Below are 17,009 nucleotides of genomic sequence, written 5' to 3' on the forward strand. Positions count from 1 at the left end.
TCCTCGGGGGGGCAGGCCACGTTCGGCAGCGGTGTGAAGACGCCGCGCCTGCTCGTCGAGGGCGTGGGCGGCTTCCCCGATGTCCTTGTCGGCGAAGAGATCTCCCTGCTCAAGGTCTCGTTCCAGGGCCGCCGGCCGGTCCCTCTCCAACGCCTGGACCTGGACGGCTCAACGGTGACCGTCCTCGGCACCGTGACGGCCTCCGAGCCGGAGTGGACGACGCACCGAGGGGGCGCACATGGCATGATGACGCCCCGTCAGGAATCCGCGCGCTCTACCGAAGGTCACGGGCCGCAGCGATGAGGGGCTGACCACAAGTGATCCTCGCGACTGCGCACCCCGCCTCTCGGCAGGCGGTCGCGGCCCGTGTACTGCGCGAGTACCCTACTCCCGTCCGCGGCGCGGCGATCCGACACCGGCTCGCGGTGGGCCGATGAAGCTCACCGGTATCTTCGGGGCCTTCAGCAGCAGGGTCAGGGCCGTCATCGCCACGCTGCAGGATCCCTCGGCGCTTCCCGCCTGAGCGAGGTGATGCCGGGGCGCCTCCCAGCGGTCCTCGGCGGCTGGCGGGCCACCCCTCCCAGCGGGGCGGCGATGCGCGTGACCGCGCTCAAGCACCTTCCTTCCACGACGGCTTCGAGAGCCGCGGCAGTCCCGTATCCGTGGTCAGTGCCGAGTTTCGATGTCACCCGACGCCGTCTGAAGGGCAGCAGCCGGACCCGTGGGCCTCGGAGCGACCAGTCGTCAGCGGGCGTCCGGCACGCCCGGAAGCGTCCGTCCAAGGCGGGCGACCGGGGACAAAGCCATCACCACCGGGGACGCCATCATGCCTGCGGCCGTCACCAGGAGGCTGGTGCGCAAGCCCCACTCCATCGCGAGAAACCCGCCGAGCAGGGAGCCGAGCGGGGCCATCCCCATGCCGACAAACGTGACCGTCGCGGCCGCGCGGCCCTGCAACCCGTCCGGAGTGGCGGCCTGCCGCACCGCCATGACCGTGACATTCACCAACTGGCCAGCGGTCCCGAACACGAAGCTGATCGCCAGGAGCGCGGAAACCGTCACCACCGAGGAGCCGTGCAGCGCGGGCACACACAGGAACACGCCGTCGCCGAGTGCCGCCGCGGACACGAGCACCGTGCCGTGACCGAACCGGCTCGGCAGGCGGGCGGCCAGCACCGAGCCCAGCAGCGCGCCCGGCCCCGTCGCCGCAAGCGCCAGCCCGACGGTGGTGCCGGACAAGTGGAGTTCCCGCGGCAGGAAGAGCAGATAGACGGTCATCATGGCCGCGAAGGAGAACTGGAAGGCGGCCGAGGCGAGGCACACGGTGCGCAGCGAGGTGTCGCCGACGACGAAGCGGAGGCCCTCGTGGATCCGTCGCCATACCCGAGGGGGGTGTTCCGAGTGTTCCGGACGTCCCGGGATCGATTCGGTCCGGCGGATCCGCCGGACCGACAGGAACGACAGCGCGAAGAACACCGCGCTGGAGGCGGCAGCGATCGGCGCCGACAGCAGTGACACCAGCGCACCGCCGAGGGCGGGCCCGCCGATCTGCGCCGCGGACCGGCTGCCCTCGAGCGCGCTGTTGCCCTGCAGCAACTGACCGCGTTCCACCAGCCGTACGAGGGACGCCTGATAGGCCACGTCGAAGAACACGGACAGCGTCCCGACGGCGAAGGCGACCACGAGCAGCGCGGGCAGACCGAGCCAGCCGAGGAGACCTGCCGCGGCGGCGGCGCCCAGTATCAGGGTCCGGCCGGCGTCCGTCACCACCATCACCATGCGGGTCCGCCACCGGTCCACCCACGCGCCGGCGAAGAGCGAGAACAACAGGATCGGCGCCTGGCCCACCGCGCGCAGGACGCCCAACTCGCCGGCGCCGGCGTTGAGCGTCAGGACGACGAAGAGCGGGAGAACGATCAGAGTGGTGTGTTCGCCCAGCTGGGAGACCGTCTGACCCACCCAGAGTCTGCGGAAGTCGCGATCCCGCCACAGACTCGGCGGAACAGGCGGAACAGGGCGACTGGAATCGGATGCAGCGGAGGCAGCGGACGGCATGAAGATCCCTTGGATTGCCGACGACGAGGCCCGTCATCCGGCGCACACCAGGTGCGCCTGCGATTCAGGCAGGGGAAGGCTCGCTGTGCCGCAACATCAAGGGCAGCACGCGATGACAGGCCGATCACGGCCTACAACGTCAACGCGCGCTCGGACGACCGACCATGTCTGCGACTCCTCGTGGGCCAACTCGCTGCACCCGGACACTAGCGCCCGGTGGTTCGACGCGAAAGGCGACGAGGGTTCGAGACGGGCGGCCGGACTTTGTTCCGCCCCGGTGGAACCTCCCACAGCCCTGGACGAGGCGCCCCTTGCAGCTCTCCCAGCGGACCATGGCGTACAGATCGTCCCGAGACACCGAACGCTGAGACGACCCCGCAGGTCGCACAACCCCGTCCAGCGCCGTCCCGTGCGGCACCTGCCCCGCCCTCGGACGACCTCCGGGAACGAGGGCGCCATCTCCTGTGCCGGGGCAGGGGGGGACATCGTCGGGCCCGAGCCGGTGGCCGAGGTCATCGGAGACTGGATGCGCGGTGGCGACAGCCGGTGCACGGCACTGTCCTGGACTCCGCTCCTTCCGGTCGGCAAGACCGGCTGCAGAGTGGAGGCCGGGGCCCGGCGGCGCCGCGCCCGACGCAGAACTCGTTCCCTCCGGTTCCGCCGGCGTCACCCACCCCCGGCCGTCCTTGACGGCGGGAAACGGGGTCCTGACTCCCAGGGCCCGGGACGACTGCCTTCCCGCACGCCCCCGCACACCGGAACACGGCACTGTCCGGGAGAACGGGGTGTCCGCCATGGGCGCCGTGGGCGTCTTCCTCGGCCTTGACGAAAAGGGACACCGCGGTGACCGCGGGCGCATCCCGAGCGATGCCGCACGCACTGCGCTTCCTGCCTTTGGGCATGTCACGCCTCCGTGGTTGCGGTCTCCGACGGTTTTCACTCGGGCGGGAACGAAGTGACGGTGCGGGTGCGCGAGTCGTAGATGCGTGCGGTGACGAAGCGGCCGCGCACGGGCCCGTCGTGCAGGCCGGGTGGCAGAAGCCGGCCGTCCGGCACGTTCCACGCCGGTTGACGGCTGCGGCCGAGGGTGATGTGCGGCTGCCAGGCCTCCGGTAGGAGCAGGGGATGGTCCGGCTCGCATCCCGTGGCGAGGAGCGCGTCGTGGACGGCGGCGTGCACGGCGAGGAGTTCGGGAACGCGCCGGACGCGCCAGGCGAGCACGTGCGTGCGGCCGGAGAAGCGAACGAGCCCGTCGAGGACGGCGGGGCAGTCCAGGCCGCTCAACCGCCCCCGTAGCTCCTCCTCCGCTGCCGCGGCCAGGGAGCCGACCGCTGCCAGTGTCAGATGGGGCCGGTTCGTCGGATGACCGTGGTGCTTCTGGCTGGGCTCTCCTCGCGCGGCCAGATGCTCCCAGACCTGCCGGACCCTGCGCTCCGTCTCCGGGTCGAGAAGCAACTCGACCGTGTTCACCGCTTCGCTCCAATGAGCCGCGCCAGGCGCCCCGGACAGCCGCATCCGCCATCAAAGCCACAGAGGGATCCGGTGAAAGGAGATGCGTCACCGTAGTGGCCGCGCTCGACGCCTGCCCGCGAGGCAGGTCCTCCCTCGCGCCGCTGCAGCTCATGCCGTCGCACAGCGTCCGCCACAGCCATCACCGGGCGCCACGCCGGAACAGACGCCTGCCCCCTGTCCACCGCCCCGCCGAGTGGATCTTCCGCAGGTGCCGCCATGCTTTGCTCCCCTCGTTTCAGCGCCTGATCGAGGCGTGGGTGCGCTACGACAACGGCCGCCGCCTCGACGCCTGGTACCAGCGGATGTTAGGCCGACCGCAGAACGGGCGCAGGCCGAGCGGAACGCGGACCGTGCAAAGGCGCAGAGGACGCCGCCGGGCCGGTGGACCCGTGAGATCATCGTGTCCCCGGCCCCGGCCCCGGCGCTGTCGTCCGGTCGTCCGGTGGTTCTGTCGGCCACAGGCCGAGCGGCTTGACCGGAGCGCCGGCGACACCGATCTGCGGCACCTGAGGGAGGGGACGGGCATGGGGGACAGCGGGACAGCGCAAGTGCGCCGGGAGCGTGCGCGTGCCGAGCGGCTGACCGAAGGACTGACCGTCGCCGTGGCGTCGGCCCTCTCGTTCGGCCTGCTGGCCGGCCCCGCATTCGTCTTCTGCGCAACCGCCTGGCACCTGGTCACCGACACCGGCACCACCACGTTCAGCAGGCTCTTGATGCCGGTGATCCTCCTCGCCCTCGTGGCGCTGCCGCTCGTCCTGGCACGCGTGGTGTTCCGCTCGGGCCGGCACAAGGGCAGGGAGCGGCTGACGGCGGCGGTCCCGGCAGTGCTGACGCTGCTCGGCTCGTCCGTCGTACTGTTCGCTGCTCTATGCCTGATCGCCGTGTACGCGGACTGACCTCCGGCTACGGCGGTCCGCCGGCCGGCCGCGCTTGAAGGTGCGACAAAACCGTGCTCGGCAGGTGTCCGCGAGCCGGTCGGCGGGGACGAGGCCGTCCCGGACGACAAAGGCCTCCCCGGCGAGCAGGCGTCGCGCGCAGGTCCGCATGCGGAGGTCTGCCCGCTGAGCATCCCGACGAGACCGCCTGGCGTGAGGCCGTTCTTCATCCATCCCTTCCAGCAGTTCGATTGTGCCGGGAGGAATCTGTGACGTCCCGGGCCGGGGCGCGGGCCGGAGGGGGATGGCCACGGGGGATCTCTCGGCCCTACCTGGCTGAACGCCCCCGGCCCAAACGGGAGATCGGCACCGGCTTCCCTCCGCCCGGCGATCAGGTCGACCTGCTGAGATCGGCGGACCTGGTGGTGCACCTGCACGAGATCCGGCCGAGCCGCCTGCTTCCGCGCGACTGTTCTCCCGCGGCAAGGGCCCCTCCAGTGCTCAGCCGCTGGGCGCGGACGGCGGGGTACACGTCGCCCCCCCGTCCGGCCCCGCGGCCCGACCCGGTGGCTCCCCGCCCGCTGAACCCGTGGAGTTCAACCTGTAACAGATGGCCCGGTGGTGAGGCTCGGACGGGAATCCCCCGTCCCAGCCCCCGCCATCCGCTGGGGCGCATGTGGGCAGGACGGTGGTGGGCTGGTTCAGGCGGTCGGGGTGGACGCGGATTTTGGGGGAGCCGGAGGTGTCTTCCGCTGTGCGTGACCTGGATCCAGATGCTGGTGTGCTTGTGGTTCTCGTCGGTGACGGTGACGCCGTTGGCGAGGGTGCAGCGGGCAGGGAGCAGGTCGTGGTGCCAGACACGGTCGGCCGAGTCGGAGGCCACGTAGGGACGGTAGGAGGTGTAGGCCAGGGACAGCGCACAGTCGTTCGTGCGCGGTTTCTGGCGTGCCTTCTCGACGGTGTGGACCAGGACACCGCATCGCTGCTTCCGCCTGCGCTGCCGCCAGACGCTGCCCACGGCGGTACCGGCCCGCTGGTGCCGACGTGACGAGACGCCCCGCAGCGCCGCACTCTCCAGGGGACGGCGCTTCCGTGCGCGAGCCGGTGAAGTCGGTCGCGTGCGCCCCGTACAAGCCCCGGGCAGGAAGAGTGATGCAAGCCACAGCGGCGCGCTGTCCGATCGGTCAGTTCTGACCGATCGGACAGTTATGGTGGGGGCATGGCACGCTCCACCTCCGCCATGCGCGGCCAGATCCTGGAGTCGGCACTGCGGCTGTTCGCCGTACACGGCTTCCGCGGCACCTCGTTGCAGGACATCGCCTCCGACGCGGGCTGCTCGAAGGCGTCGCTCCTCTACCACTTCGCCGGCAAGGAAAAGATCCTCACCGAGCTGCTGACCCCGGCCCAGGACGCCCTCGCCACGCTGCTCGACCGCGTGGCCGGGCTGGAGGGCGGCCGGCTGGTGGAGGAGACCGTCGTCGGGTACGTGGACCTGACGCTGCGGTTCCGCCGCGAGATCCGGCTTCTCTTCGAGGACATCGCCGAGATGTCCTGCCACCAGGACCTCAACGTCATGGAGCTGGCGGACGGGCTGCTGGACGCACTGGCCGGCCGCTCGCAGCAGGCACCGGCGCGGGTGGCGGCGTGGATGGTGCTGGGCGCCGTCTTCATCACCAGTGCCACCGATGACGAGGTGGCGCCGGACGAGGTGCTGCGCGCCGAAATGATCCGCAGCGCGCTGCGGACGCTTGACCACACCCTCAGTTGACCCCCTAACGGAAAGACCCTTCCTCCATGGCGACCTTGCTGTACCGGCTCGGGCGGTTCTCCTTCCGCAGAAGAGGCCGAATAGCCGCGGTCTGGCTGCTCCTGCTGATTCTGCTGGGTGTCGGAGCCGCCACCCTGATGGGCCCGACCAGCGACAAGTTCTCCATGCCGGGCACCGAGTCCCAGCGGGCGCTGGACGACCTCGACCGGCAGTTCCCGCAAGCCGGCGGAGCCACCGGCACCATCGTCGTCGCCGCGCCCGAGGGCGAGGAGCTGGACCCCGCCGCGGTGGCACCCGTGGTGAAGGAAGCCTCCGGGACCGACGGTGTCACCGCCGTCATGGACCCCTTCCAGACCGGCTCCGTCTCCCAGGACGGCCGCTACGCCCTGATCCAGGTGCAGTTCGACAAGGCCGCCGACGAGGTCACCGACGAGCAGAAGTCGGCCTACGAGGCAGTCGGCGCCGACGTCGAGGGCCTGCGGGTCGAACACGGCGGCGAGGTCATGGGGGGTGAGGTGGAGATCGGCTCCACCGAGGCGCTCGGCGTCCTGGTCGCCGCGGTGGTCCTGGTCGTCACCTTCGGCTCGCTGGTCGCCGCCGGCATGACCCTGCTGAACGCGCTGATCGGCGTTGCGGTCGGCATGGCCGGCCTCTTCTCCCTGACCGGTGTCATCGAACTGACCTCCACCGCCCCCGTCCTGGCCTTGATGCTGGGCCTGGCTGTCGGCATCGACTACTCGCTCTTCATCACCTCCCGCTACCGCCAGTACCTCGCCGAGGGCCTCCAGCCCGAGGAGGCCGCCGGCCGCGCGACCGGCACCGCCGGCTCCGCCGTCGTCTTCGCCGGTGCCACCGTCGTCATCGCTCTGGCCGGCCTCTCCGTCGTCGGCATCCCCTTCCTGAGCGTGATGGGCCTGGCCGCGGCGGGCACCGTTGCCGTCGCCGTGCTGGTCGCCCTCACCCTGCTGCCGGCCTTCCTCGCCTTCGCCGGCAAGAAGATCCTGCCGCGCAAGCAGCGTCACGCGGGCGGGTACACCGCCGAGGAGGGCACCGTCGCCGAGGGCTTCGGTTTCGCCTGGGGCCGGCTCGTCACCAAGCTGCGCGTCCCGCTCCTGGTCGTCGGCATCCTTGGGCTGGGCGCGCTCACCCTCCCGGCCCAGGACATGCGCATAGCTCTGCCGGACGCGGGCACCGCCGCCGAGGGCTCCCCCGCACGCGAGGCGTACGACCTGACGTCCGAGGGCTTCGGCGAGGGCTTCAACGGCCGTCTCGTCGCCGTCGTCAACGGTGGGGACGCGCAGACCACCGGGGCGGCCGCCGAGAAGGCCACCGCCCTCATCAAGGACACCGACGGCATCCTGACCGTGGCCCCGCCGCAGCTGAACGAGCAGGGCACCACCGCCCTGTTGACCATCATCCCCGAGGCCGGCCCGACCGCCGCCGCCACCGAGGACGCCGTCCACGACATCCGCGACCGGGTCGCGGACATCGAGGGCGCCGACATCGCCCTCACCGGCGCGACCGCTCTGGGCATCGACGTCTCGGAGAAGCTCGCCGACGCCCTGCCGGTGTACCTGCTCCTGGTGGTGGGCCTGTCCATCCTGCTGCTCATGCTGGTCTTCCGGTCGGTCCTGGTACCGCTGAAGGCAGCCCTGGGCTTCCTGCTCACCGTGGGCGCGACCTTCGGCATCACCGTCGCCATCTTCCAGGAGGGCCACCTCGCCGGCCTGGTGGGCGTCGACACCCCCGGCCCGCTGGTGAGCTTCCTGCCGATCCTGCTCATCGGCATCCTGTTCGGCCTCGCCATGGACTACGAGGTCTTCCTCGTCTCCCGCATGCGCGAGGACTTCGTCCACGGCGCCGACCCGCAGGCGGCCATGGTCAGCGGCATGGGCCACAACGCCCGCGTCGTCACGGCCGCCGCGCTCATCATGACGTCCGTGTTCGGCGGCTTCGTCCTGATGGACGACCCGATCATCAAGTCCATCGGGTTCGCCCTCGCCGTCGGCGTGGTCATCGACGCCTTCGTCGTCCGCATGGCGCTGGTCCCGGCGGTGATGTCACTGCTCGGTCGTGCCGCCTGGTGGCTGCCCAAGCCCCTCGACAAGGCCCTGCCCGACCTCGACATCGAGGGGGAGAAGCTGAACCGGCAGCTGGCCGCGGAGACGCGACACGAGACCCCCGTCTCGGTCTGACCCGCGCGCCGGCCGGGCCGGACCGCACCCCGGAGGGCGGGACCCGCACAGCGGTCCCGTCCTCCCCCGTTCTCCCGCTTTCCTCTCCCTTCCCGACCACATCGAGGGATGGGCCCGGCCCCGTACGCCGCTGTGCACGCACGCCCGAAGCGATGGACCGGCGGGCGCGGCATCACACCACCGCACCGCAGTTCAGGAAGGACACCCCGGGCCGGCACGACGGGACCGGGCCCTCCTGCCCGTCCAGTGACCTGAGTCAGAGATCCGCCGGCAGTGGGCGGCGACCTTGTCGAGGATCTCGTCGGTGGTTCTCGTCCGGACGAAGGGCCTCGGGTGCTCGTTCCCGTCGGCGAGCCAGGCTCGGATGGCGCGTTCGAAGGGCTGGACGGAGCGGTGGACGCCTCGCTTGAGCTTTCTCTGCGTGAGCTCGGCGAACCACCGCTCCACCAGGTTCAGCCAGGACCCGCTCGTCGGCGTGAGGTGCAGCTGGAAGCGGGGGATGCACCGGCAGCCACTGCTTGATCACGGGCGTCTCGTGGGTGACGCAGGTGTCGAGGGCCAGGGCACGTCGAGACCGGCGGGCACCTCCTTGTCGAGCCTGGTGGGGAACTTCTTGAACTCGACGGCCCGGTGCCGCCGGTGGAGGGAGCCGAGCACCTTGCCGGTGGCGACCTCCAGGGCGGCGAACAGGGTGGTGCCGACCGGGCGCGTCGCGGGCGACGTCGACTTCCACCACCGGCTCGAGTTCCACCGGCGTGACGTTCAGCGCGCCCCGGCTTCCCCACCGGCGGAGAACGACCAGCCCGTCCACGGATGACCGCGCCGCACCGGGGCGAGTGGCCCGGCGGCCGTGCTGCTCGCCACCCGGGTGGGAGTGGTAGTGCGGCCGGTGTGCTGCAGGCGGCCGTCGTCGTCGAACCTGTCGGTCAGCAACGTGCGGGGGTCGGCCAAGGAGCCGGTGACCGTGCCGACGACCGCCTCGCTCGCACCCCCTTCCAGTCCGACCGGTGCCCAGTCCCAGACAGCCGCAGCAGGGCCCGCCCCGGTGCCACGCCGCCGCAGCCGGCTCTGCAGCCGCTCGAAAGCGAGTCGGCCTTCCTCCCGCACGACCAGCTCGCCGGCCGGCGTGGTCGCATCCGGCAGATGCCCGGCCCCGGCCATCACTTCCGCGAACGCAGGGCCGATCCCGGTGCCGCGCTTCGAGCGCAGCACCACCTGGCCCGCGTCCACGGAGGCCAGGGCCCGGAATCCGTCCCACTTGGGCTCGACGGCGTGCAGCGGGGGAAGATCCGAGCTGCTGACGGAGAGCGTGAGCATCGGCCCCGGCAGGGGCCGCACCACGGGGTGTGGCCCGGAGGCCGGGTTCAGGCAGCGCTCTTCTTGCGGCGACGCCTTGTCGATGCTGCCTCGCAGGACCGGCATGAGGTCGACGACGCTGGTGGCCGTGGATGCCCCTTGTGCCGGTTCGATCTCCGGCCGCTCGGCCTTCCACCTTCAGTGCGCAGGCAGGCTTCACCCCTGGCGGGAGCCGCGCCGTATCCTTCGCGAAGCGCGCAAAGTACCGTGCCGCAGAGGTGTCCGTGCTTCAGGACCGCGCCGTTCGTTCGCGCCCTCGGCTGGTGTTCCCGCTGGCCGAAGCCGCACATATGCACCTGTGTGGCCTGGAGCAGGCCACTGAGCGGCTGCCCCGGCTGACACGCAGGCGACAGACCCTCCGCCGGCGCCCGCTCACCTGGTCGATCTCCATTCGGCTTAACGGTCTCCCGGCCGGCCCAGTACTCTCTGTATCCCAGGACGGGTTGGAAGATCGGGAAGGCGACCAGGTGAGAGCGGCGCGGACGTTGGCTGTGTTCGACGACGTCGAGCTCGGTGACCACATCTGCTGGCACGCGGGCTCAGCCGCCACCTCCTCCGCAGACGTGCTCGCCTACGTGGCTGACGGCGCTCTGTACGGCGACAAGATCGTGGTGGTCGGCTCCACGGGCGCGGTCTCCGGCCTTGCCCGTGACAATGTGCCGTCGGCCTCGGTGATTCTCGACTTTCCACGCGTTGCGGACCCCGACTCCGTCCTGGCTGCGGTGCGCCGGGAAGCGCGTACCGCAGCCAGGGAGGGCTACCGGTCGGTGCGCGTACTCACCGAGCGGGTGCCTGCGGCAGTGCCCAGCGGGACCGAGGAACTGGTGGCCCAGGAGCTGAAGCTCGATGAGTTCGCCTCGGAGAGCAACGCCATCGTGCTGTGCGCTTTCAGGCCGTCGCAGTGGGACGCGCCTACGCTGGAACACATGGCATGTGTGCACCCGCACGAGATGGGCATACGTGCTGGACGTCCGGCCTTCCGGATGTACAGCACGGGCGCCGACAGCTGGAGCGTGGACGGAGTGATCGACTCGGAGTGCGCGGGCGCCTTCAACACCGCGGTACGCGCAGCGATCAGTCGCTCACCCAAAGTGAAGATGCGCTTCGACGCCCTGGACATGATCGACGCCGCGGGCATGCACGCACTCGTTGACGCCGCCCGTCACCTGCCGGACCGCCGGATCGTCGTGGAAGGCGCCAACGAGACCGTACGCCTGTGCTGGGAACTCGCCGGCTACGCGACCGCCGGCACGCCGGTGGTGATGGCCGCATGACCGCGATCTCGCCCTCGCATCCGCCAGACCAGGCCCGGCCCCCCTTCCGTCACGAGCTCTACCCCTATCGCGGGGACGCGCAGTTCCTGTCCGGAACACTGGGCTACATCCACGAGGCCCTGGAAGGCGACGAGGCCGTGGTCGTCGCCGTCCCCCCGGACAAGGCGTCACTCCTGCGCGGCGAACTCGCCGACGAGCCCGCCGTCACTTTCGTCGACACCACGACGCTCGGACCCAATCCCGGCCGGCTCGTCGGCGCCTGGGCGGACTGGATGAACGAGCGGGGTGAGGGCGACAGACCGGTACGCGGCATCGGAGAGACGGCCTGGCGCGAGGCCCGCAACGCCGCGCACCTCTCTGAGCTGCGCTATCACGAGTGGCTCTTGAACCGGGCCTTCGCCCGCAGCCCCGCCTGGTCGATGCTGTGCCCCTACGACGACGCCGACGAGGACCAGAGCGCCCTGCAGTCCTTGTCCCACTGTCACCCGCTGATCCGCCAGGACGGCCATGACGTTCGCAACGAGGGCTACCTCACGGCCGAGGAGTATCCCTTCGAGGCCCTGAACCCTCCGTGCGATCCCTTCCAGGAGCTGAGCTACACACACGGTGACCTGACCGCGATCCGCTCGAAGGTCGCCCAGTGCGCATCGGACGCGGGCGTCCCGGACGATCAGCAGCGCAAGCTGGCCGTCGCCGTCACGGAGATCGCCACGAACAGCATCCGGCACGGCGGGGGCCACGGAACCCTGCGCACCTGGGCCCAGGACACGACGTTCCTGTGCGAGTTCCGCGACGCCGGCTACATCGCCGACGTGATGGCCGGCCGCACCCGCCCCACCACCGAGCAGATCGGTGGCCGCGGCCTCTGGCTCGCCCACCAGCTCTGCGACCTGGTCGAGATCCGCTCCACCCGGGACCAGGGCACCACCATCCGCCTCCATGTCGACGTCCCGCAACAGGGCTGACGGTCGGTCCCGCAGTCCTTTCAGGCGGCGGTCGGTTCTCTTCGCCGCCTCCCGGGTGTCGGGGTCGCGACCGACGCGCTTGTGGCCGTCCAGTTCTCGCAGGACGGCGGGCATCTGGTGGACCGTGTACCGCTCAGCACGAGATCCCGAGCGTCTGCGGCCCGGGGTCTCTCTGTGCTCCGGGGTGTCGTCTTGTCGCGACGCACTGGCCGTCCCGACCGGTGAGGGAGCCGGCCGAATCCGGGCCGGGGCCGGCGCGTCACAGTGCCGGCACGTGGCCTCCGCCCGCTCAACGCACACCCCACCGGTCCACGGCCGGTTCCCGGGAGACCACGCGTACGAACATCACCCGCACCGTCCGCCTTCTCGCCGCATTCGCTGTCGGCACTGGTGCAGCCGCGGGCTGCGGCGGTCAGGAGGCCGGCATCGGTGGCGCGGAGGTCCACAGCGGCGAATCGGCGCCGCGATCGGGGGATCGCGGCCGTCAGGGCGCCGATGCGTGGAAAGGCTCCAGGGCCGCTGAGGCGTGGCACGAGGGCTACCACTCTCTGGAGTCGGTGGTCCAACTGCCCGAGAGCGACCTCCGCGGCACGGCCGACAGGAGTGCCTGCAAAACCGGGAACTCCCGCCGCGATCAGTCGCCCGACCTCGGCAGGGTCATTCGCCTTGGCCGCCGCTACCAGCTTCAGAGCACCGACCGCTTCCCCGTTGCGCTCGACCTGCTCCTCGATCAGGGGTGCGATCGCTTCGAGGCCATCAGCGGGAGCGACTTCGAGCGCGGTCTGCTGTCAGATGTCCTTGATCGTCACTTTTGCTCCACGCTGCAAAAGGAAGCCGACAGCTTCCGCGTTCTTGTGCGGGACGGCGTCTGTCAACGCCGTATCGCCCGGAATCGGCGCTTGCTGATCGATGAAGGCACCATGATCGAGAAGCGACCCGATCACATCGACATTGCCCGACTGTGCTGCCTTGTGCAGCGCCGTCGCGCCCATCCGCCGCTCGACGCCGAAGGCATCGACGTCGGCCGCCAGGAGGAGGTCGACCATGGAGGACTGGCCGAGGCCTGCGGCGATCATCAGCGGCGTGAGACCGTCCGCGCCGCGCTGGTTCGGGTCCGCTCCGGCGCGAAGAGGGCTGCTCGCCGCCGGGAGGCCACCGGCCCGGATGGAGGATTCACGCGTCATCTCAGTTCTTCCCTGGTTGATCGGTCAGGCGCGATCCGTGATCGTGACGCCTTGGTGGGGACCCGGACTGTGGCGTGCCCGATGCGTGCCGGAGAGCAGGACCATGCGCTGCACAGGGGCGCATGCGGCGGATTCGCGGCCAGGTCGCCGGCGACGGTCACCGCATGCACGGCGGCGACGCCCTGCGTGGCCCCGCCCCAGCTGTCGGAATCGATCCAGGCGAGCCGCGCTGGAGCCGGAGGCCGCAGGCCGCACCTGTCGGGGCACCGCGCAGTTGCCACCGGGCGGCGAGGTGGCGGTTGGTCCGTGCCGGCCGCGTCGAGAGCGGGTGGCGTTGCTGCGCATGACACTCATACCGAGACGGTGGGCAGGACGAATCCATAGGCAAAAAGCGGTAACGCCTGCGCGATCGTCTAATGTTGACCCATGGACGCCTTCGAAGACATGTTCCGTAACGTGCGGGCTCAGGGGTCGTTGTTCGGCAGCTCAACCGTTACCGCCCCCTGGGCGTTGCGGTTCGTCGACGGCGCGCCGCTGACGCTGTGCACCATGCTGGAAGGATCTGGGTGGATCCTTCCGGAGGGGCACCCGCCCGAGCACCTCACCGCCGGTGAAACGCTGATCCTGCGCGGCCCCGCACCGTTCTCCTTCGTCGACGAGATCGACACCGCGGCCGAACCGATCGAATGCGGGGAGAACTGCGCGACGCCTGATCAGGGCGGAACCCGCCACCGCCTGGGCTGGCACGATGCCGCTCCCGGCGACTCGAACCGCGCGACGACGCTGGTTACCGGCGCTTACCCCGTCCGCGGCGAGATCGGTCGGCAACTGCTCGACGCGGTGCCCGACGTCCTGCGTATTGCGGGCGACGGCACGGTCAACGCCGTGCAGGCCCTCCTGGCCGCAGAGGTCGCCGTCGATGCCCCGGGCCAGCAGATCGTGCTCGACCGGCTTCTGGACTGGATGCTGGTGTGCTCTCTGCGCGACTGGTTCGACCGGCCCGGTGGCAACCCCCCGGTCTGGTACACCGCACACCGTGACCCGGTCGTCGGCCACACACTGAGGCTGCTGCACGATCAACCGGCCGCGCCGTGGACGGTCTCCTCCCTGGCCGAAAGGGCTGGGGTGTCACGCGCCACCTTCGCGAAACGCTTCGCCGACCTGGTCGGCGAGCCGCCGCTGACTTTCCTCACCCGCCGGCGAATGATGATCGCAGCCGACCTCATGCGGGAACGGAAGACGGCGACCCTCGCTGAGATCGCCCACGAGGTCGGCTACTCGGACGCCTTCGGCTTCAGTGCCGCGTTCAAACGCATCCGCGGCGTCAACCCGACGGAGTTTCGGCGTGCACTTGTATAGCTTCCCGACCCCGACAGACCTCACGCGGTAGACGAATAGACAGGTTCTTCGGCTTCTTGCCCATGGGATCGTATGGCCGGGTCATGTTGTCTAGAGGTCATGAGTGAAAACATCCCTCTCGTCCTCGGCGCGACAGGCGAGACGGGCCGCAGAAGCGCCGCCCGGCTGCGGTGGGGCGGCGCACAGGTACGTGCCGTTTCCCGGTCCAGCAGAGTCCGGTTCGACTGGTCCGAACCCGACACCTGGCACGCGGTCCTGCAGGACGCCGCCGTCGCCTGCGTCGTGGCCCCGTCGGATCCGAATCCGGCGCATCGTTTCGTGGCGCAGGCCGCCTCCGCCGGAGTGCAGCGAATGGTCCTGCTCTCCGGACGGGGCGTGGACGGATGGGACCACTCCTCATTCGGTCCGGACATGCGGTCGGCCGAAGGGGCCGTGCGCAGTTCGTCCGTGGGCTGGACGATCCTGCGAGCGTCGAACTCTGCCCAGAACTTCGACGAGGATCTCTTCCACGCGCCACTGGTCGCCGGCGAGCTCGCGCTTCCGGCCGGCGCCGTCCCCGAACCGTTCATCGACGCCGAGGACGTTGCTGGCGCCGCGGTCGCGGTGTTGACCGAGCCGGCCCGGCATACCGGACGAATCTACGAGCTGACCGGCTCGCGCGCCGTCACCTTCGCGGAAGCTGTGGAGCTGTTCTCCCGTGCCTCCGGGCGGCAACTCACCTATCGGCAGGTCTCAGGGGACGAGTACGTCTCCACGCTCGTCAAACAGGGCTTCGACAGGCGCGAAGCCGGCCAGATCGCCGAGCTGTTCGTTCTGATGGAGAGCGGGCTGACCGCCGAGACGACCGAAGACCTCGCCGCTGTACCGGGGGAAAAGCCACGGACCTTTGAGGACTACGTCGTACGGGCGGGGCGGCAGCAGGAGCGTGGGACGAGCGGCGCCCGTCCGGCTGATCCTCCTCCCGTATCCGTCACGCCACCCCGGGCTCAGGCGTCGACGTCCCCGTGACCGCCTGCTCGGCGCCGAGCCACCCCCACCGGAACCACACTCCGTACTCCTCCGACAAGGAAGCACTGGGATGAACACCGACCACAGGCCGCGGACCTTGCTGATCACCGCCAACCCAGACCCTCAGTCCCTGACGCATCATGTGTCGGCCAGACTCGAATCGGCCCTGCACCCCCTGCCGGTCGAAGTGGCCGACCTGCACCAGGAGCAGTTCGACCCCAGGTACAACACGGCGGATCGCCGTGCGTACCGCGAGGGCGGCAATTACCCGTCCGACGTCGTCCGTGAGCACCGTCGTCTCGAGCAGGCCACTGACGTCGTTCTGATCTTTCCCGTGTACTGGTGGTCGATGCCGGCACTGCTGAAGGGGTGGATCGATCGGGTCTTCGTCAACGGCTGGGCCTTCGAGTACTCAGCAGACTCGGGCCTGCGCCCCAAGCTGCAGCAGCTCACGACGCATCTTCTGCCCGTCGCCGGCAGCGATCCTGGCCTGCTCGAGCGACACGGATACGAGAAGGCCCTGCGGACGCAGATCGAGCATGGCATCGTCGACTACTGCGGAAGCCGCCGCGGCGCCACCGCCTTCGTCTACGAATCCGAACTGCCTTCCCCTGAAGCCACGGCGGAGAAAGTCGAGCGCGCGGTGAGCATGATCAGCGCGGCTGTTCGGGCTCCTGCACACATCTAGCGATGTTTCCGGTCCGAGGAGCGTTGGAGGAGCCTCACCTGGTCATGCGGTCAGATCCGTGCCGGACTTTGTCCGCCTGGTCCGAGGCGGCCGGGGTGTCGGTCAGAGGTCGGTCGGCGGCGCGCTCTTCAAGGGCCGGTCGGTTTGGGCGGCTGCGGCTGTCCGGGTGGTTTCGGAACAGCTGTTGCGATGAACCGGCTGTTCTCGGCCATCAGCCGCTGGTTGACGTTGCGGAGTGCCTGCATGGCGGTCTCCGCTCGGCGGCCGGCTGCGAGTGCTGCGTCTCGTTGCGGCGCAGTTCCTCCATCTCCGAGTCGCGCGGAGAGCGGGCGTCCAAGCCGTCGCGGAGGCGGGCGCCCAGGTTGTGGGCGCGAAGCGTGCGCAGTCCGTTCTGGACTTCGTGAAGGGTCCGAGATGACCGTCCGCTTCGCGATCTGGGAGCGGATCACCGGCGTCGCCGGCCTGCCCACCGCGCCGTGAGCACCCGGCACCCGACCCCACCACGCTCCGGCACACCGTCAGACACCCTCACATCCGACAACGTGACAACGCCGTTTCCCGGCCGTTGCCCGTAGGAGAACGGCCGGCGTCGCTGGTAGCGGCGGTGGCGATCCGCAAGAGGGCGAGGTGGCGCTGGTAGCGGCGGAGCGGATGCCGTCGGGGCGGGCTGCCGGGCGTCGGGAAGCTCAGTAGATGTTGGCCGCGACCTCGGGGCCGTCCCCGCGCCCCGCGTTGATCTGCGCGTGCAGCGAGATCTCGTCGTAGACGCG

General features: G+C 70.2%; 13 protein-coding genes. 9 read left to right on the forward strand and 4 right to left on the reverse strand.

The features are described 5' to 3' along the window. Positions 1 to 33: 33 nt before the first annotated feature. A complete protein-coding gene (locus ORI94_RS16240; protein WP_266075896.1) occupies positions 34 to 303 on the forward strand; it encodes a hypothetical protein in 270 nt (89 codons plus the stop codon). A gap of 441 nt (positions 304 to 744) precedes the next feature. Here the strand turns inward: ORI94_RS16240 and ORI94_RS16245 are convergent, their stop codons facing one another. After that, positions 745 to 2,055 (reverse strand): MFS transporter, encoded by a 1,311-nt coding sequence (locus tag ORI94_RS16245; protein ID WP_266075898.1) that lies wholly within the window; start codon positions 2,053 to 2,055, stop codon positions 745 to 747. A gap of 936 nt (positions 2,056 to 2,991) precedes the next feature. Beyond that, complete coding sequence (locus ORI94_RS16250) at positions 2,992 to 3,525, reverse strand: 2'-5' RNA ligase family protein (protein ID WP_266075900.1); 534 nt, start codon at positions 3,523 to 3,525, stop codon at positions 2,992 to 2,994. A 566-nt stretch (positions 3,526 to 4,091) separates the two neighbouring features. Here ORI94_RS16250 and ORI94_RS16255 point away from each other — a divergent pair. From ORI94_RS16255 to ORI94_RS16265, 3 genes are all read left to right on the forward strand, one after another. Continuing rightward, positions 4,092 to 4,463 carry a hypothetical protein gene (locus ORI94_RS16255; protein WP_266075902.1) on the forward strand — a complete coding sequence of 124 codons (372 nt, stop codon included), beginning with the start codon at positions 4,092 to 4,094 and terminating at the stop codon, positions 4,461 to 4,463. 1,198 nt (positions 4,464 to 5,661) lie between these two features. After that, the gene (locus ORI94_RS16260; protein WP_266075904.1) at positions 5,662 to 6,210 is read left to right on the forward strand and encodes a TetR/AcrR family transcriptional regulator; all 549 of its coding nucleotides are present in this window, start codon (positions 5,662 to 5,664) and stop codon (positions 6,208 to 6,210) included. A gap of 26 nt (positions 6,211 to 6,236) precedes the next feature. Next, entirely contained in the window at positions 6,237 to 8,405 is a 2,169-nt protein-coding gene (locus ORI94_RS16265; RefSeq protein WP_266075906.1) for an MMPL family transporter, read from the forward strand. A 762-nt stretch (positions 8,406 to 9,167) separates the two neighbouring features. Here the strand turns inward: ORI94_RS16265 and ORI94_RS16270 are convergent. Continuing rightward, positions 9,168 to 9,827, reverse strand: a complete 660-nt coding sequence (locus ORI94_RS16270) for a hypothetical protein (RefSeq protein WP_266075908.1) — start codon at positions 9,825 to 9,827, stop codon at positions 9,168 to 9,170. A 425-nt stretch (positions 9,828 to 10,252) separates the two neighbouring features. Here ORI94_RS16270 and ORI94_RS16275 point away from each other — a divergent pair, with 425 nt between their 5' ends. Both ORI94_RS16275 and ORI94_RS16280 read left to right on the forward strand, forming a co-directional pair. Continuing rightward, positions 10,253 to 11,035, forward strand: coding sequence for an MEDS domain-containing protein (locus tag ORI94_RS16275; RefSeq protein WP_266075911.1), 783 nt, complete (start codon positions 10,253 to 10,255; stop codon positions 11,033 to 11,035). After that, a complete protein-coding gene (locus tag ORI94_RS16280; protein WP_266075913.1) occupies positions 11,032 to 12,000 on the forward strand; it encodes a sensor histidine kinase in 969 nt (322 codons plus the stop codon). The genes ORI94_RS16275 and ORI94_RS16280 overlap by 4 nt, the downstream gene beginning before the upstream one ends. Positions 12,001 to 12,788: 788 nt before the next feature. Here ORI94_RS16280 and ORI94_RS16285 read toward each other — a convergent pair. Next, positions 12,789 to 13,184: an ankyrin repeat domain-containing protein gene (locus ORI94_RS16285; protein WP_266075915.1), complete on the reverse strand. Its 396-nt coding sequence runs from the start codon at positions 13,182 to 13,184 to the stop codon at positions 12,789 to 12,791. A 426-nt stretch (positions 13,185 to 13,610) separates the two neighbouring features. Here ORI94_RS16285 and ORI94_RS16290 point away from each other — a divergent pair, with 426 nt between their 5' ends. The 3 genes from ORI94_RS16290 (at position 13,611) to ORI94_RS16300 (ending at position 16,239) form a co-directional block, all read left to right on the forward strand. Continuing rightward, positions 13,611 to 14,543 carry an AraC family transcriptional regulator gene (locus tag ORI94_RS16290; RefSeq protein ID WP_266075917.1) on the forward strand — a complete coding sequence of 311 codons (933 nt, stop codon included), beginning with the start codon at positions 13,611 to 13,613 and terminating at the stop codon, positions 14,541 to 14,543. 99 nt (positions 14,544 to 14,642) lie between these two features. Next, positions 14,643 to 15,551, forward strand: coding sequence for an NAD(P)H-binding protein (locus ORI94_RS16295; protein WP_266075919.1), 909 nt, complete (start codon positions 14,643 to 14,645; stop codon positions 15,549 to 15,551). A gap of 70 nt (positions 15,552 to 15,621) precedes the next feature. After that, positions 15,622 to 16,239 carry an NAD(P)H-dependent oxidoreductase gene (locus ORI94_RS16300; RefSeq protein ID WP_266075921.1) on the forward strand — a complete coding sequence of 206 codons (618 nt, stop codon included), beginning with the start codon at positions 15,622 to 15,624 and terminating at the stop codon, positions 16,237 to 16,239. Positions 16,240 to 17,009 lie beyond the last annotated feature (770 nt).

The organism is Streptomyces sp. NEAU-W12 (assembly GCF_026242095.1).
Classification (GTDB): domain Bacteria; phylum Actinomycetota; class Actinomycetes; order Streptomycetales; family Streptomycetaceae; genus Streptomyces.

Coding starts and splice junctions, on each gene's coding strand:
- ORI94_RS16265 (WP_266075906.1), top strand. CDS start 6,237: ATGGCGACCTTGCTGTACCGGCTCGGGCGGTTCTCCTTCCGCAGAAGA.
- ORI94_RS16280 (WP_266075913.1), top strand. CDS start 11,032: ATGACCGCGATCTCGCCCTCGCATCCGCCAGACCAGGCCCGGCCCCCC.
- ORI94_RS16245 (WP_266075898.1), bottom strand. CDS start 2,055: ATGCCGTCCGCTGCCTCCGCTGCATCCGATTCCAGTCGCCCTGTTCCG.
- ORI94_RS16295 (WP_266075919.1), top strand. CDS start 14,643: ATGAGTGAAAACATCCCTCTCGTCCTCGGCGCGACAGGCGAGACGGGC.
- ORI94_RS16270 (WP_266075908.1), bottom strand. CDS start 9,827: ATGCCGGTCCTGCGAGGCAGCATCGACAAGGCGTCGCCGCAAGAAGAG.
- ORI94_RS16260 (WP_266075904.1), top strand. CDS start 5,662: ATGGCACGCTCCACCTCCGCCATGCGCGGCCAGATCCTGGAGTCGGCA.
- ORI94_RS16300 (WP_266075921.1), top strand. CDS start 15,622: ATGAACACCGACCACAGGCCGCGGACCTTGCTGATCACCGCCAACCCA.
- ORI94_RS16255 (WP_266075902.1), top strand. CDS start 4,092: ATGGGGGACAGCGGGACAGCGCAAGTGCGCCGGGAGCGTGCGCGTGCC.
- ORI94_RS16290 (WP_266075917.1), top strand. CDS start 13,611: ATGGACGCCTTCGAAGACATGTTCCGTAACGTGCGGGCTCAGGGGTCG.
- ORI94_RS16285 (WP_266075915.1), bottom strand. CDS start 13,184: ATGACGCGTGAATCCTCCATCCGGGCCGGTGGCCTCCCGGCGGCGAGC.